The organism is Microbacterium sp. 2RAF4 (assembly GCF_052115285.1).
Taxonomy (GTDB): Bacteria; Actinomycetota; Actinomycetes; order Actinomycetales; family Microbacteriaceae; genus Microbacterium; species Microbacterium oxydans.
This window is the reverse complement of the sequence record NZ_JBFRGI010000002.1, coordinates 499810-514203: the sequence shown is the minus strand read 5'-3', so window position 1 is coordinate 514203 and position 14394 is coordinate 499810. Positions and strand designations below refer to the sequence as shown.

15 protein-coding genes are annotated in these 14394 nt (G+C 68.3%); 5 read left to right on the top strand and 10 right to left on the bottom strand.

Annotated elements, in window-relative coordinates; translation table 11 throughout:
- Positions 1–33 precede the first annotated feature (33 nt).
- The 7 genes from AB4070_RS06630 to idi are packed head-to-tail and all read right to left on the bottom strand — an operon-like array spanning position 34 to position 5722.
- Positions 34–927, bottom strand: coding sequence for a prenyltransferase (locus AB4070_RS06630; RefSeq protein WP_441979416.1), 894 nt, complete (start codon positions 925–927; stop codon positions 34–36).
- Complete coding sequence (locus tag AB4070_RS06625) at positions 924–1268, bottom strand: lycopene cyclase domain-containing protein (RefSeq protein ID WP_441979415.1); 345 nt, start codon at positions 1266–1268, stop codon at positions 924–926. Before AB4070_RS06625 ends, AB4070_RS06630 begins: the two co-directional genes overlap by 4 nt.
- Positions 1265–1612 carry a lycopene cyclase domain-containing protein gene (locus AB4070_RS06620; protein WP_441979414.1) on the bottom strand — a complete coding sequence of 116 codons (348 nt, stop codon included), beginning with the start codon at positions 1610–1612 and terminating at the stop codon, positions 1265–1267. Before AB4070_RS06620 ends, AB4070_RS06625 begins: the two co-directional genes overlap by 4 nt.
- Positions 1612–3213, bottom strand: a complete 1602-nt coding sequence (gene crtI, locus AB4070_RS06615; protein WP_441979413.1) for a phytoene desaturase family protein — start codon at positions 3211–3213, stop codon at positions 1612–1614. Before crtI ends, AB4070_RS06620 begins: the two co-directional genes overlap by 1 nt.
- A complete protein-coding gene (locus tag AB4070_RS06610) occupies positions 3210–4118 on the bottom strand; it encodes a phytoene/squalene synthase family protein (RefSeq protein WP_441979412.1) in 909 nt (302 codons plus the stop codon). The genes crtI and AB4070_RS06610 overlap by 4 nt, the downstream gene beginning before the upstream one ends.
- Positions 4115–5197, bottom strand: a complete 1083-nt coding sequence (locus AB4070_RS06605; protein WP_441979411.1) for a polyprenyl synthetase family protein — start codon at positions 5195–5197, stop codon at positions 4115–4117. Before AB4070_RS06605 ends, AB4070_RS06610 begins: the two co-directional genes overlap by 4 nt.
- Positions 5198–5200: 3 nt before the next feature.
- Positions 5201–5722, bottom strand: coding sequence for an isopentenyl-diphosphate Delta-isomerase (gene idi / locus AB4070_RS06600; protein WP_441979410.1), 522 nt, complete (start codon positions 5720–5722; stop codon positions 5201–5203).
- Positions 5723–5811: 89 nt separating this feature from the next.
- Here idi and AB4070_RS06595 point away from each other — a divergent pair, with 89 nt between their 5' ends.
- Positions 5812–6459 (top strand): MarR family winged helix-turn-helix transcriptional regulator, encoded by a 648-nt coding sequence (locus tag AB4070_RS06595; protein WP_441979409.1) that lies wholly within the window; start codon positions 5812–5814, stop codon positions 6457–6459.
- A 42-nt stretch (positions 6460–6501) separates the two neighbouring features.
- Here AB4070_RS06595 and AB4070_RS06590 read toward each other — a convergent pair whose 3' ends face one another.
- A complete protein-coding gene (locus tag AB4070_RS06590; protein WP_441979408.1) occupies positions 6502–6909 on the bottom strand; it encodes a histone-like nucleoid-structuring protein Lsr2 in 408 nt (135 codons plus the stop codon).
- 36 nt (positions 6910–6945) lie between these two features.
- Entirely contained in the window at positions 6946–7803 is an 858-nt protein-coding gene (locus tag AB4070_RS06585) for a LuxR C-terminal-related transcriptional regulator (protein ID WP_441979407.1), read from the bottom strand.
- 109 nt (positions 7804–7912) lie between these two features.
- Between AB4070_RS06585 and AB4070_RS06580 the strand changes: the two genes are divergently transcribed.
- Positions 7913–8260 carry a DUF485 domain-containing protein gene (locus AB4070_RS06580; protein WP_441979406.1) on the top strand — a complete coding sequence of 116 codons (348 nt, stop codon included), beginning with the start codon at positions 7913–7915 and terminating at the stop codon, positions 8258–8260.
- On the top strand, positions 8257–9834 hold the full coding sequence (locus AB4070_RS06575; protein ID WP_441979405.1) for a solute symporter family protein: 1578 nt from the start codon (positions 8257–8259) through the stop codon (positions 9832–9834). Before AB4070_RS06580 ends, AB4070_RS06575 begins: the two co-directional genes overlap by 4 nt.
- On the opposite strand, the gene AB4070_RS06570 is transcribed toward AB4070_RS06575, so the two are convergent.
- The gene (locus AB4070_RS06570; RefSeq protein ID WP_441979404.1) at positions 9731–10243 is read right to left on the bottom strand and encodes a methylated-DNA--[protein]-cysteine S-methyltransferase; all 513 of its coding nucleotides are present in this window, start codon (positions 10241–10243) and stop codon (positions 9731–9733) included. The two genes, AB4070_RS06575 and AB4070_RS06570, sit on opposite strands and share 104 nt — an antisense overlap.
- Positions 10244–10471: 228 nt before the next feature.
- Between AB4070_RS06570 and AB4070_RS06565 the strand changes: the two genes are divergently transcribed.
- Together AB4070_RS06565 and AB4070_RS06560 are read left to right on the top strand one after the other, a co-directional pair.
- Positions 10472–14140, top strand: a complete 3669-nt coding sequence (locus AB4070_RS06565; protein WP_441979403.1) for an AAA family ATPase — start codon at positions 10472–10474, stop codon at positions 14138–14140.
- On the top strand, positions 14133–14339 hold the full coding sequence (locus AB4070_RS06560) for a hypothetical protein (RefSeq protein ID WP_441979402.1): 207 nt from the start codon (positions 14133–14135) through the stop codon (positions 14337–14339). Before AB4070_RS06565 ends, AB4070_RS06560 begins: the two co-directional genes overlap by 8 nt.
- Positions 14340–14394: the final 55 nt, after the last annotated feature.

Genomic DNA, 14394 nt, shown 5'->3' with positions numbered 1-14394 from the left:
CGGGGTCCTTTCGGGGTGCTTCGGAATGGGCGGTCAGGAGATCCAGGCGAGGATGAGGATCATCGTCGCGAGGAAGCCGGCGAAGTAGTTGAGGGCGATGAAGCGTCGCCAGGCGCGGTTCGTGGAGGCGGAGCTCTCGTCCGTCACGTTCCACCACGGTGCGGCATTCAGCACGTAGGGCAGCGCGAGGACGGCGGCGAGCGGACCGGGCCACGGAGTCCACAGCATGGCCGTGCCTGCGATCACCCACAGCACGAGCGACAGGCGTACGGTCGCCCGTGCACCGATGACTGTGGCGATCGACGAGATGCCGCCCTCCCGATCGGGGCCGATGTCCTGCACGGCGCCGAACGCGTGGGCGGCCATCCCCCAGAGGAAGAACGCACCGAGCGTGATGACGGTTCCGGTCGTCGCCGACGCTCCGGCCAGGGCGAGGCCGACGATCGCGGGACTGACGAAATGCGTGCTGGAGGTGACGGAATCGAGGAACGGACGCTCCTTGAACCGGAGGAACGGCGCGGAGTACGCGATGACCGCGAAGACGCTCACCGCGAGCCAGGCCGTCGAGGCCGGGTTCCCGACGATCACGAGGTAGACGAGGAAGGGGATGTTCGTCGCCGCAGCCGCCCACAGGGTCGCTCGATGGATGCGGGGTGCGAGCAGCGCTCCCTCGATGCCTCCCTTGCGCGGGTTCGCCAGATCGGAGGCGTAGTCGAACACGTCGTTGATCCCGTACATCGCGAGGTTGTAGGGGACGAGGAAGTACAGCGTGCCGAGCACGAGCGTGAGGTCGATGTCTCGCGTGCTGAGGAGGTAGGCGGCCGCGAACGGGAAAGCCGTGTTGATCCAGCTGATGGGGCGCGACGACAGCACGATCTGGGCGATGTCCCGTGCGATGCCGTTCGACGGTGCGGTGGCTCCGCTCAACGTCTTTCCTCCTCGTGTGTCGGTGTCCGTCCGCGGGATCGCCGAAGGGCGCGCATCGCCGTCCACGCCGCCGGAAGGAGCAGAGCGCCCGCCAGCGGGTAGGCGAAGTCCTCGATCGGCGCGAGCCCGACGTGCACTCCGAGCAGGGGATCCTGGGCGTAGTGGAACAGCCCGCTCGCGATCATCGCGGTGTCGAAAGCCGCGGTGAGGAGGAAGAGCACGAGGATGGTCAGCAGCACGGACGCGGGGCGTGGTCCGCGACCGCGGGACGCGAGCACGAGCGCCGCGCCTGCAACGGCGGCACCGGCGACGAACCAGGCGGAGAGTTGGAGGTAGGTCATCTTCCCTCCCTCTGCGCCCTTGCGCGTGCACGCCGTCGGGCGAGGACACGCGTCGCCCCGGTGTAGATGATCATGGTGCAGACGACCAGGAACAGCAGGAAGACGGGTTCCTCGATGGGCAGCTCGGGAGCGAGCACCAGCCCCGTCGCGATCGCTCCGTCGCCGCGGAAGAAGATCCCGTTCGCGATCCCGGCCACATCCCAGACGAGGAAGAACACGAGTCCGAGCGCCGTCACGACGGCAGCGGAGACCGCGTCGCGCCAGAAGAAGAGCCGGAACCGCCAGTCCAGCAGCAGCATGCAGCCCAGCGACACCAGGAGGGCCGCCAGATACACCGCACCCATCAGGACGCCTCCGTCCCGACGGGGGAGTGTGCGGGAACGGGGAGCGGCCCCGGCGAGTGGTCGCCCCGGATGCGTTTGAGGACGACCTCCGCGCTGATCAGACACATCGGAACCCCCACGCCCGGTGCCGTCGTGGCTCCCGCATAGAACAGGCCCTGCACGCGCTTGGATGCGTTCTGGGCGCGGAACATCGCGCTCTGCGAGAGGATGTGGGCCGGGCCCAGCATCCCGCCGCGCCAGGAATGATAGTCGTCGCGGAAGTCCGCGGGCCCCGTCGTCTCCCGCACGACTATCCGCTCCCGCAGGTCCGGGATGCCCGCCCAGGTCGCCACTTGATCGATCGCCGCATCGGCCGCACTTTCGATCGCAGGGGATCCGTGTCCGTCGGCCCCACCGTGGCCGAGATCGACGTCGGCGGGCACCGGGATCAGGACGAACAGGTTCTCATGGTCGGCGGGAGCGACGTCGGGGTCGGTCGCGCTCGGCCGGCAGACGTAGATCGATGCCGGGTCCGGCACTGTCGGGCTGGAGCCGAAGATCGCGTCGAAGTTCGCGTCCCAGTCGTCGGTGAAGAACAGCGAGTGGTGGGGAAGCTCGGGCAGTGCGCCGCGCACGCCCAGCATCACGAGGATCCCGCCGGGTCCGCTGGTGCGTCGCGCCCACCACGATTCCGGATAGGTCTGCAGCGAGGCAGGTAGCAGGGCGGTCTCGGTGTGGTGCAGGTCGGCCGCTGAGACCACCACGTCGGCGCTCTCGATGTGCGAGGCACCGGACTCGTCGAGCCAGCCGACGCCGGTCACGCGCGTGCCGTCGGCGCCGTCCTGCGTTCGTATCCCGGTCACCTGCGCCTCGGTCACGATCCGAGCTCCCGCGTCGCGTGCGAGCACCTCGATCCGTTCGATCACGCGCCAGAATCCGCCCTGAGGGTAGCTGACGCCCTGATCGAGGTCGAGCGCACTCATGAGGTGGTACATCGCGGGAGCGCTTCGGGGATCGGTTCCGAGGAACACCGCGGGGTAGCCCAGGATCTGGCGCACGACCGGGTGGTCGAAGCGCCGCGCGGCGAAGGACTGCAGGCGTGTTCCGAGCAGGGCGCCCAGCCGGGGCAGCGCGCGGACCACCTCCGGCGCGAGGAGCGACCGCATGCGCGTGAACGGGTTGTAGAGGAAGTACTTCCGGGCCATCGCTCCGGCATCCTGCGCGGAGTCGAGGTATGTGTCGAGCGCTGCCGTTGAGCCGGGTTCGAGCGCTTCGAACAGCCGTGTGACCTCCTCCCGTCCTGCGGGCACGGTCACCGCTGCCGGGGAGGCGTCCGCCGCTCCGGGGGCTCGGAAAACGCGGTAGCCCGGGTCGAGCCTGACCAGGTCGAGCTGCTCCGAGGTGGTGGTGCCCATCATCTCGAAGAAGTGATCGAAGACTTCGGGCATCAGGTACCACGATGGGCCGGAGTCGAAACGGAACCCGTCGCGTTCGATCGTCCCTGCTCGGCCGCCGACACGATCGTTCTTCTCGAGCACGACCACGTCGTGTCCGTCCCGTGCGAGCAGTCCTGCCGTGGCGAGACCGGCCACACCGGCGCCGATGACGACCACCCGGCTCATCGGTCGCGCTCCAGCGCCGTGACGAGGACGGATCGAGCCGCGAGGGCGGCCTTGATCGGATCGGGAACGCGCACCCGACGCCGGTAGAGGACGTCGGCGGGAGTCGTGGACACCCGCCGAGTGAGCGCGGCGAACAGCGCCAGGGCACTGCGAACGGCGGCGCGCGCGTCCTTGGGCAGCAGCGGGATCGCGTCGCGCGCGTCGGCCAGCTGCCCGAACACGGTCTCTACCCACGCATCCCGGTCGGCGTCGGTGAGACGCGCGCTCCCGCCGAGGTAACCGCGGTGCAGGCGATCCGTGTCGTCCGCGAGGTCGCGCAGGAAGTTCACGTTCTGGAACGCGGCGCCGAGCTGTCGTGCCCCGTGCCGCAGGATCTCTCGTTCTTCCGGTGTGCGCTCGGCGTCTCGGAGGAACACCTGCAGACACATGAGCCCGACGACCTCAGCGGAGCCGTAGACGTAGGCCGCATGGGCGTCGATGTCATACGCGGCGAAACCGGAGTCCGCGTCGATGTCCGCACGCATCGAGTCGAAGAACGGTTGGGTCAGGTCCTCGCCGATCGCGCACTCCCGCGCCGTGCGTGCGAACGCATGCAGGATCAGGTCGCTGCTGTAGCCGCTGCGCATCGATCGATGAGTCTCCGCGATGTACGAATCGAGGGCGGCTGATTGTGCGGTGACGTCCAGGCCGGCCTCCGCAGCCACTCCGTCGACGATCTCGTCGGCGATGCGGACCATCGCGTAGATGTTGCGGACGTGCTGCCGATGGCGCTTCCCGAGCAGGCGGCTGGCCAGCCCGAACGATGTCGAGTACGTGCGGATGACGTCGGTCGTGGCGATCTCCGCCGTGCGGTTGAAACGTCGGAGTGCGGTCTCGTCGCGGTGGCCGGATGGGGTCGTGCTCATCGGCGGCGACCCCCGACTCGGGAAGCGAGGCTCCGAATGGCCTCTGCCGCCGTGGCGGGGAGCAGGCCCGCGGATTCCGCGTCGAGGAGCGCGGCATCTGCGGCATCGAGATGCTCCTGCACCAAGCCCTCGACGAAGGTCTCGGAGCCGCATGCGCGAAGTCGGTCGCGAGCAGCCGCGCCGTCCGCCGGGCTGAGGTCGGTCCGCCCGAAGTGCAGCTCGATACCTTCCCATTCGCTCGTCATCCGCGCGTACGCGATGATTGCCGTCTCCTTGCCCTCTCGCAGATCGGAGAAGGGGTCCTTGCCGTGCTCCTCGGGGTCGCCGAACACCGACAGGAGGTCGTCCTGCAGCTGATAGGCGAGTCCGAGGTTCCATCCGATCGCCGTGAGGTGCTCCTCGGCAGCGGTCGATGAACCGGCGAGCACTGCAGCGGCGCGCAGGGGCAGGACGAAGGAGTAGGTCGAGGTCTTGTATGCGCTCGTGGAGAGGATCGTGCGCAGATCGGGAGCGATGATGCCGTCACTGAGTGCGACGTCGGCGTGCTCCCCTGCCACGGTCTCGAAGATCGTCTCTTCGAGCAGGCCCAGCAGGCGCTCTCGAGACTCTGCGGCGACCTCGGCGCGCGCGAAGCCCAGCACTGCCGACGACAGGAGCAGATCCCCGAGGAGGATCGCGCTCGAACGCGCCCAGTGCAGGGAGGTCTCGGTCGGTCCTGCGGGGCGAGATGCCGCGAGCGCTCCGATCAGATTGGGTCTTCTCCGCCGCGTGAGATCACCGTCGATCACGTCGTCGTGGAGGAGGAAGGCGTAGTGGAGAAGCTCGACGTGGGCCGCCACATCGATCGCGGAGTGCGTCTCGGCGATCGTCAGGGGGGAGGGCGCCAGCGCATGCGTGAGGTCGAGGAGCAGTCGGGGCCGGATCAGTTTCCCCCCGAGCGCGTGTTCTTCGGCCGCCCGCCACAGGGCGACGAACTCGCTCCCGTAACGCTCGGCGGCTGTGCTTCTCTCGGAGAACCGGTGGCGCAGTGCCTCCTCGATCCGTGTGCTCAGCGATTCCTCGGTGGTCGTCGCGCTCATCGGTCACACCTCGCCGCGTTGACGCAACAGGGGCAGCTGCTCGACCAACCAGGGGCTGAAGGCGAAGGGGGCATGTGCGACGGCCTCGATCAGCGGGTCCACGTCGACCCACGTCCACTCGGACACCTCATCAGGATTCGCCGTGGGGTCGGCGTCGAGGACGGCGACGTGCACGGGGCAGATCTCGTTCTCGACGATCCCGCTCGCATCAACGGCGCGGTACCGGTAGTCGGGCAGCGCGGTGCGGATGTCGGACACCTTGATGCCGAGTTCCCCGCGGCCGTGGCGAAGCACCGCATCGACCATGGCCTCGTCCGGTCGGGGGTGGCCGCAGAAGCTGTTCGTCCAGACACCAGGCCACGTCTTCTTCGTGAGCGCTCTGCGGGTGAGGAGCAGGCGACCGTCACGGTCGAAGACGTAGCAGGAGAACGCCAGATGCAGGGGAGTGTCGCTGGTGTGGACTTCGCTCTTGGGGAGCGTTCCGACGGCAGTCCCGTCTTCTGCGAGGAGGGTCACGTCATCCACGGCATCTCCTTCGCCTCGAGCGTTTCCGATTTAGCTAACTTGGTGAGTAGTCAACTTAGCATGAAACTGTTGGTGTGTAACATGATCGCATGGACTCGGAGCCCGGCACCACCCCGAACGCGGGCGCGCAGGAGTCGTCCCCCGTGCCGGAAGCGGGGGAGAGGTCGACGGGAGAGGCGCCGGACGGGCTCATCCACACCGCGATCTACGATGTCGAGGCCAGCGACCCGCGCAGCGTGCTGATCGACCGCACAGGTGTGCCGCCCGAAGAGCTGAAGCAGATCGCGCAGGTCATGGAATCTCTGGCAGGGCTGCGCGAAGCGGAACAGACCCTCTCGCAGGCCTCACGCCGTTACATGCGTCTCAACGAGACCGATATGCGCGCGCTGCACTATCTGATCGTGTGCGCGAACCGGAACCTCGTGGCCACTCCGGGAGGCATCGCCCATCACCTCGGCGTCTCCACGGCGGCGACCACGAAACTTCTCGACCGCCTCGAGCAGGGAGGGCATATCACCCGCGCTCCGCACCCGACCGACCGCAGGGCGTTGCAGATATCCATCACCCCGGAGACTCGGCATGCGGCGATGGAGACGGTGGGGCGGCAGCAGGCGAAGCGGTTCTATTCCGCCGCTCGCCTGACGCCGGCCGAAAGGGAAGTCGTGATCCGCTTCCTCACGGATATGACCGAGGAGATCACGCTTCGAGACGAGCCCTGGCTGCAGGAGGGCGCGTAATGATCACCCCGTAAAGGGGTGCCCAAGAACTCTGGAATGAGGTCAGTGCGCCGCGTTGTACGCGTCGACGACGTGCGCAGGAATGCGTCCGCGCTCGGAGAGCTTGTGGCCATTGTCATTCGCCCATGCGCGGATCGCCGCGACCTCGGGATTCCGCGCGGGACGCTTGCGTGTGGACGACGTGCGTGAGGCGCTCGAAGACGATCCCGCCTTGCGTCCGGCCGCCACGTAGGGCTCCAGCGCCTTTCGCAATTCTTCGGCGTGCTCGGTGTTCAGGTCGATCTCATAAGCGGTGCCGTTGAGCGAGAAATGCACAGTCTCGCCTTCGCCGACCTCCAGAACGCTGCCATCGATGTCGTCGACCAGCTGGTGCACAATTCGTCTCGCCATGGGGGCGACTTTACTCCCCTGAGGGAAATGCGACAACTCGAAATGCTCGATCGCATTCATCCCGCAAAGGCCGTGCGATTATTCCATTCCCTTTGGTCAGGGAAGAAGTCCGATTCGCCGGGCTCTCGCGACGGCGGCGTGGCGCGTCGACGCATCCAATTTGGACATCGCCGTTCCCAGATATGCCTTGATGGTGCCTTCTCGCAGCCCGAGCTGCGACGCGATCTCAGCGTTGGTCGCGCCGAGTGCGGCGCATGCGAGCACGTCGGTCTCGCGCGGAGAGAGATGGATCGCGGGGATCGGTCCCGTGGCCGGAGCCGCACCATCCCCGGCCAGGGTCAGCAGGCGCCGCTCGACGTGCGCGATCCTGGTGCGGAGATCTTCGTCCTCGACGGAGGCCGCGATGCTGCGGAGTTCCGCGAAGCTCTGCCGCAGTTCCTCGCGTTGCGCCGGGGCGACCACGTCCTCGTTGAGTGCGGTCTCCTGGAGTCGTCGTTGCACCTCGTCGCGGATGCGCAGTTCATCGGCGACGGATCGGGCGACCTGCATGGCGGGGGCGGTGGTCACCCCGCCGACCCGCTCCTCGTCCCACCCGCCGGCGTAGAGCACCCCGCGGGACCGTCCCTGGACGACGATGGGAAGGGCGAGGAGCGTGCGCAGGCCTTCTCCGAGCACGAAGACGTCGTAGTCGTGGGTGATCTGCTGGGACGACCCGTAGTCACTCGTCATGCGGGGTCGGAGCTCCATCATCGCTCGACCGCCGAGGCCGCGTTCCGGACGCACGCGGAGGCCGTCCAGCGAGCGGGTGCGCGCGCCGACGATGCTGGTGACGCTCACCACGCCTTCTTCGATGAGGCCGCCGAAAGCAACCGGGAAGCGTGTGCGCCGTGCGAGTTCCCGCACCGCGTTCGCGACGAGATCCGCCTCGGATTCGCGGGTGACGGGTGAGTTCACGACTACCTACTTTCGGGGGTGACGACGCAATGCCCCGTTTCGTAGCGTCGACCCTACCATTCGCACGAGGTGGCTCGTGCGAGCACCGGACATGTGGCAAGGAGGCCCCATGAGCGACCAGACGCACGCGGATCCGAACGGTGAGATCGACTACACAGCGGTCGAACGATCCCCGAGATTCCTGACCTTGAAACGCACGCAGAGATCGTTCATCTTCCCGATGGCGGCCTTCTTCCTCCTCTGGTACTTCGTCTACGTCCTCCTGGCCGCCTTCGCTCCGGAGTTCATGGGACAGCGGGTGTGGGGCGACATCACGATCGGGCTCCTCTTGGGCCTGGGCCAGTTCGTCACCACCTTCGCGATCACGATGGCCTACGTCTCCTTCGCGAATCGCAAGCTCGATCCGCTCGCGGCGCAGATCCGCGAGGAACTCGAGAAAGCGCAGGGCGCGGCATGAGCGGCGTGCGTGCGGCCGCACCTGCTGCCCTCGAGATCAATCCGGTCTTCAACATCTCGATCTTCCTGGCGTTCGTGGCGGTGACGCTGTTCATCGTGATCAGAGCAAGCCGCAACAACAAGACCGCTGCCGACTACTACGCAGCCGGCCGCTCGTTCACCGGGCCGCAGAACGGGTTCGCGATCGCGGGCGACTACCTGTCCGCCGCATCATTCCTCGGGATCTGCGGTGCGATCGCGATCAACGGGTACGACGGATTCCTCTACTCCATCGGCTTCCTCGTGGCGTGGCTCGTGGCCCTGCTCCTGGTCGCCGAGCTGATGCGGAACACCGGCAAGTTCACCATGGCGGACGTGCTCTCGTTCCGGCTGCAGCAGCGGCCTGTGCGGATGGCGGCCGCCATCACGACGCTCGCCGTGTGCTTCTTCTACCTGCTGGCGCAGATGGCGGGTGCCGGCGGTCTGGTGTCCCTGTTGCTCGGCATCGACGGTCGGGTCGGGCAGTCGGTGGTGATCGCGGTCGTGGGCATCCTCATGATCGTCTACGTGCTGATCGGCGGCATGAAGGGGACGACCTGGGTGCAGATCGTCAAGGCCTTCCTCCTCATCGGCGGTGCCCTGGGGATGACCGTGTGGGTGCTCGCGATCAACGGATTCAGTCTGAACACGCTGCTCGAGGCCGCGGTGGCGAACTCCGACAAGGGAGACGCGATCCTGGCGCCCGGTCTGCAGTACGGAGCCAACCCGTGGGACTTCCTCTCTCTCGGTCTGGCGCTCGTGCTGGGCACTGCGGGATTGCCGCACGTCCTGATGCGCTTCTACACGGTTCCGACCGCCAAGGAGGCCCGTCGCTCGGTCGTCTGGGCCATCTGGCTCATCGGAGGGTTCTACCTGCTCACCCTCGTGCTCGGGTACGGCGCCGGCGCCCTGGTCGGAGCGGACGTCATCGCCGCCGCCCCAGGGGGTGTGAACTCCGCTGCCCCGCTGCTGGCGCTCCAGCTCGGCGGACCGGTGCTGCTCGGGTTCATCTCGGCTGTGGCATTCGCGACGATCCTCGCGGTCGTCGCGGGACTCACGATCACCGCCGCTGCGTCGTTCGCACATGACATCTACGCGAACGTCATCCAGAAGGGGCGCAAGGACTCGGAGGGCAAGCCGATCGAACCCGACCCCAACGGAGAGGTGCGCGTCGCCCGCCGCACGGTCATCGTGATCGGCATCCTGGCGATCGTCGGCGGGATCGGCGCGCAGGGGCAGAACATCGCATTCCTGGTGGCGCTGGCTTTCGCCGTGGCCGCCTCGGCGAACCTGCCCACCATCCTGTACTCGCTGTTCTGGCGCCGATTCACCACCCGCGGCGCCGTGTGGAGCATGTACGGCGGGCTGGGTTCGGCGATTCTCCTCATCGTCCTCTCGCCGGTGTTCTCCGGAACTCCGACATCGATGATCCACGACACCGCCTGCCGACGGCTCAGCTCGCTTCGAGGTCGAGCAGGAACGTCTTGCGCTCAGGGTGCGCTCCGTATTGGCCCGCGCTTCCGTCCGACCGCACGACGCGGTGCACCGGCACGATGATCGAGAACGGTGTGATGCGGCACGCTGTGCCGACTGCGCGCGCGGCACCGGGGTGTCCGGCGAGGACCGCGACCTCTCCGTAGCTCATCGTCTCGCCCCACTCGATGTCGCAGATCGTCCGCAGAGCGGTCAGAGCGAACCCGTCGACGAGTCGCCAGTCGAGGCGGATGTGCTCGTCGAAGCGCACCTGCTCGCCGTCGAAGTAGTCGGCGAGCAGATGGGCGAGCTCGTCGGCGGCGCCGGGGTCGGGCTCCGGCACCGATCTCAGCTGGCGCGACACGCCCTCGAGCAGCCAGGGCACGCGCGGGTCTTCGGACTCGGAGAGATCGAACCGCACGATGCCCTCGTCGGAGAACACCGCGAGAGCATCGCCGAAGGGAGTCGGCGCGAAGTCGTAGCGGAAGGTCATGCCCCCATCCTGACCGCTGGACCGGACAGCGGACGCCGCTGTTGCCGCTCCGAGTGGAGAACCTCATCGGCGCGGACGCCGGGCAGGAGAAGTGGGCGGCGCCTCGCATCGCGGAAATTCGGCGGAAACCCGCCCGGGATACCCCACCTCGGCATGTCGCGCGCCTAGGGTGTCATTGTGTGGCGACGTGAAGGAAAGTCTGCGGACGACACAGCGGTGGATCCTGCTGTGTCGATCAGCGACCTGCACGGGTCCACAGCCGGCATCGACATCGCGCACGCAGCGGAGTCGGAGCGCACTCGTCTGAGGGCGGAGGCCGCGGATCTCGGCGGCCCCTCACCACTGGTGAGCTTCCGCGACAGCCCCGAGTCGGGGATCGACATCTCCAAGGCGCACCCCGGCAGCCTGCCGCAGTTCATCACCGGCAAGTCGACGCTGCTCTCGAACCTCTTCCGCGATGAGGTCGGCCTGCGCACGGCGAGACTCGCCGCGGAGCGCATCACAGCCAAGAACACCGAGTTGCGCACCGTGCGCGGCATCGAGGCCGTGCACCTCGCCGTCGGCGTTGCCCGATGGCGCATCGGGGGAGCGGGGTTCGCCGCCCCCGTGCTGTTGCGCCCGCTGGCGATCCGCCGCCACCACTCCGACTTCGAGCTGAAGCTGCAGGGCACCTTCGAGGTGAATCCGGAACTCGTGCGGATCGCCCGCGACCATTTCGGTCTCACGATCGATGCGACAGCTCTCGCAGCCCTCGCCTACGACGGCGGGATCTTCAAGCCGCAGCCGGTGATCGACAACCTGCGCGCGATCACGCGATCGATCGACACCTTCTCGGTCGAGCCGCGCCTGGTCGTCTCGACGTTCGCCGACGTGTCCGGGGTGATGTCCCGCGACGGCGGCAGCCTCGACCATCAGGTGCTGAACGCGCTCGCCGGACACGTGGGCGACCGCGAGCGCGTGACCGCCCCACGGGCGATCCCGCACCACATCGGCCCGGACGACCGTGCTCCTGCCTCCGACAATCTCCTCCTCGACGCCGACGCCGAGCAGGAGGCGGTGCTCGCCCGCATCGCCGCGGGGCACTCGCTGACCGTCGCGACCCTTCCGGGGACCGGCGGCACGCAGACCGTGATCAACGCGCTCGGGGAACTCGTGCGCGGAGGGAAGCGCGTCCTCGTCGTGTCCGCGCGTCGCTCGACCCTCGACGGCGTCCGCCATCGTCTCGCCGGGATCGGACTGGACAGCCTCGCGGTCTCGCCGGCGAACGTGCGGCGCGACCTGGTCAGGGCCATCGGGCGCAACGAGAAGGCCACGGCGCCGAAGGTCGGCGAGGTCGACGATGCGCTCGTGCGCCTGCGCACCGTCCTGCGCGACTACCGCCAGGCGCTCAGCGCGCCGATCGCCGGGTTGGGCGCCTCGGTCCTCGACGCCACCCGCCAGCTGACGCGTTTGGCGTCGCTCCCTGTTCCACCGTCGACCACCGCGCGTCTCGGGCCCGACGCGCTTCGTCGCCTCGCCGCCGACCGCAGCGAGGCTGCGGAGGCTCTCGCGCAGGCCGCCCGTCTCGGTGAGTTCCGCTTCGGCCCGAACGACTCGCCCTGGTACGGGGTCACCTTCTCCAGCACCGAAGCCGCGCGAGCGGCCCACGAGTTGGCCGGTCGACTGCACTCGCAGAGCGTGCCCACCCTGCTCGAGCGCGGATACGAGCTGATCGCGCAGACGCACATGCGTCCGTTCGCGACCATCGACGAGCTCGGCGAGTATCTGCGGCTGCTGCAGGGGATCCGCGATTCGCTCGACCGGTTCAGTCCCACGGTCTTCGAGCGTCCTCTGGGTGAGCTCATCCAGGCACACGGTTCGCGCCGCGACGCTCCCGGCCTGTCCGGGGCGAACAGGCGGAGACTCCGTCGGCTCGCGAAGGAGTACGTCCGTCCGGGTGTGCATGTCACGGAGATGCATGAGGCTCTGCTGCGGATCCAGGCACAGCGCACCCAATGGCAGCGCTTCGTCGACGCCGGCGTCGCTCCGGAGATCCCGCTCGGTCTCGCCGACGTCCACGCGGCCTGGCAGCGTGTGGAAGCTGAACTCGCCGAACTCGACACCGCACTCGGACGCCGCGAGCCGTTGGCATCGCTGCCGGTGGCGCGGCTCGTTCGCACCCTCGCCGGCCTCGCTGCCAAATCCGACGTCTTCGAGAACCTGGTCGAGCGTGCCCAGCTGCGTGACCGACTCGCTCTCCTCGGGTTGGAGCCGCTTCTCACCGAGCTCTCCGTCCGCCACGTCTCGGAGTCCCAGGTGGGGGAGGAGCTCGAGTTCGCCTGGTGGCAGTCCCTCCTCGAGCGCGCCCTGCAGGACAACCGCGCCCTCCTCGGGGCGAACACCGCGGTCGTCGATCGGCTCGAGCGCGACTTCCGCCTGGTCGATGAGGCGCATGCCGCCATGGCCGGACCGCTGCTCGCATGGCAGCTGGCCAATCAGTGGCGCATCGCGATCGTCGACGAGCCCCAGCAGTCGCAGCACCTGCGCCAGGCTCTGACGCAGTCCGCGACGACCACCGCGCAGGTGGTCAGCGCTGCGCCCACCCTCGTCGACGTGCTCGCGCCGGCCTGGATCTCCTCGCCGTACCTGGTGCCCGAGATCCCCGACTCAGTCGAGTTCGACACCGTGATCCTCGTCGACGCCGCAGCGATCAACCTCGCAGAAGCCGCCCCGGCCATCCGTCGTGCGCGCCAGATCGTCGCGTTCGGCGATCCGGTCACGCAACGCCCCACCCCGTTCCGCATCGCGGTCGATCCGGAGGAGTCGTGGGAGGCCGAGGTGCCCTTCGATGACGTCTCGGCCTTCGAGCGGCTGTCCGAGCTCCTGCCCGTGATGACCCTCACCCGCAGCTACCGTGCGGGTGGCGAGGATCTCGCGGAGCTCATCAACGACGCCTTCTACGGCGGCGAGATCGTCTCCCTTCCCTGGGCTGGTTCTTACCTCGGCCGCGGCAGCCTGACGGTCGACTACGTCGAGGGCGGTACGGGAACACCCGACCCGATCTCGGGTGCGGTCGAGAGCCCGGATGCCGAGGTCGCCAGGGTCGTGACCCTCGTGGTCGAGCACGCGGTGCACCGCCCGTCGGAATCCCTCATGGTGGTCACGGCGAGCGCCCGCCACGCCGAGCGCGTGCGTGCCGCCGTCACCTCGGCGTTCGCCGGGCGATCCGATGTCGCGGACTTCGTCGGCCGAGACACGGTCGAACCGTTCGCGGTGCTGACGCTCGAGGAGTCGGTCGCGGAGAGCCGCGATCGGGTGATCTTCTCGCTCGGCTTCGGCCTCACCAAGCACGGCCGCGTCCTCAGCGACTTCGGCGACCTCTCCACACCGGACGGCGAGCGACTGCTCACGGTCGGGATGACGAGAGCGCGCCGTTCGATGGTCCTCGTCTCGTCGATCCGTCCCTCCTCGTTCGACGATGGGCGCCTGGAGCACGGGGCCGCGACCTTGATGTCGATCCTCGGCGGCCTGGCCACGCGGAGCCGGGATGCGCGGCTGGAGGATCTCGCCGACCCGCTCACCCTGGCGCTTGCCCGGGAGCTGCGGCGTCTCGGCGCCTCGGTGGACGTCGACTACCGCGGGCTGCTCCCGCTGGTCGCGCAGCACGGCGGCAAGGCCGTCGTGATCGAGTCGGATCCCGAGACGCGAGGCGAGTCCCTGCGTGAGACCCTGCGTCTGCGCCCGCACGTGCTGCGCCGCCTGGGCTGGCACTACGTGCGCGTGCACGCGTTCGACCTCTACAGCGACCCCGTGACCGTGGCGACCCGGATCGCCGCGGTGCTCGGCATCTCGGATTCCGCCCCGCGCGCGGAGAACGACACGCAGCCGATCGACACGGTCGACACCCAGAATGACTGAGCGCCCGGGCTCCGCGGATCCGCGCCAGCACGTGGAACGCGTCGCCGGGTCCCGTCGTGTGCGTCTCACTCCGGTGCCGGGGAGCGACCCGGAACCGGAATCGGGGCCCGGAGAGACTCCGCCGGCGCGGAACCGACCGAAGGGCGCCAAGGGGCCGAACGACGATCAGCTGCTCCAGGACGTCCCGCCCCACTACTGACGACGCTCTTCCTGCCGGAGCCGGGAACGGAAAACGCACGGTCCCTCCGAAGAGG

Coding starts and splice junctions, on each gene's coding strand:
- AB4070_RS06610 (WP_441979412.1), bottom strand. CDS start 4,118: ATGAGCACGACCCCATCCGGCCACCGCGACGAGACCGCACTCCGACGT.
- AB4070_RS06605 (WP_441979411.1), bottom strand. CDS start 5,197: ATGAGCGCGACGACCACCGAGGAATCGCTGAGCACACGGATCGAGGAG.
- AB4070_RS06575 (WP_441979405.1), top strand. CDS start 8,257: ATGAGCGGCGTGCGTGCGGCCGCACCTGCTGCCCTCGAGATCAATCCG.
- crtI (WP_441979413.1), bottom strand. CDS start 3,213: ATGAGCCGGGTGGTCGTCATCGGCGCCGGTGTGGCCGGTCTCGCCACG.
- AB4070_RS06560 (WP_441979402.1), top strand. CDS start 14,133: ATGACTGAGCGCCCGGGCTCCGCGGATCCGCGCCAGCACGTGGAACGC.
- AB4070_RS06590 (WP_441979408.1), bottom strand. CDS start 6,909: ATGAATGCGATCGAGCATTTCGAGTTGTCGCATTTCCCTCAGGGGAGT.
- AB4070_RS06620 (WP_441979414.1), bottom strand. CDS start 1,612: ATGGGTGCGGTGTATCTGGCGGCCCTCCTGGTGTCGCTGGGCTGCATG.
- AB4070_RS06580 (WP_441979406.1), top strand. CDS start 7,913: ATGAGCGACCAGACGCACGCGGATCCGAACGGTGAGATCGACTACACA.
- AB4070_RS06570 (WP_441979404.1), bottom strand. CDS start 10,243: ATGACCTTCCGCTACGACTTCGCGCCGACTCCCTTCGGCGATGCTCTC.
- AB4070_RS06595 (WP_441979409.1), top strand. CDS start 5,812: ATGGACTCGGAGCCCGGCACCACCCCGAACGCGGGCGCGCAGGAGTCG.
- AB4070_RS06625 (WP_441979415.1), bottom strand. CDS start 1,268: ATGACCTACCTCCAACTCTCCGCCTGGTTCGTCGCCGGTGCCGCCGTT.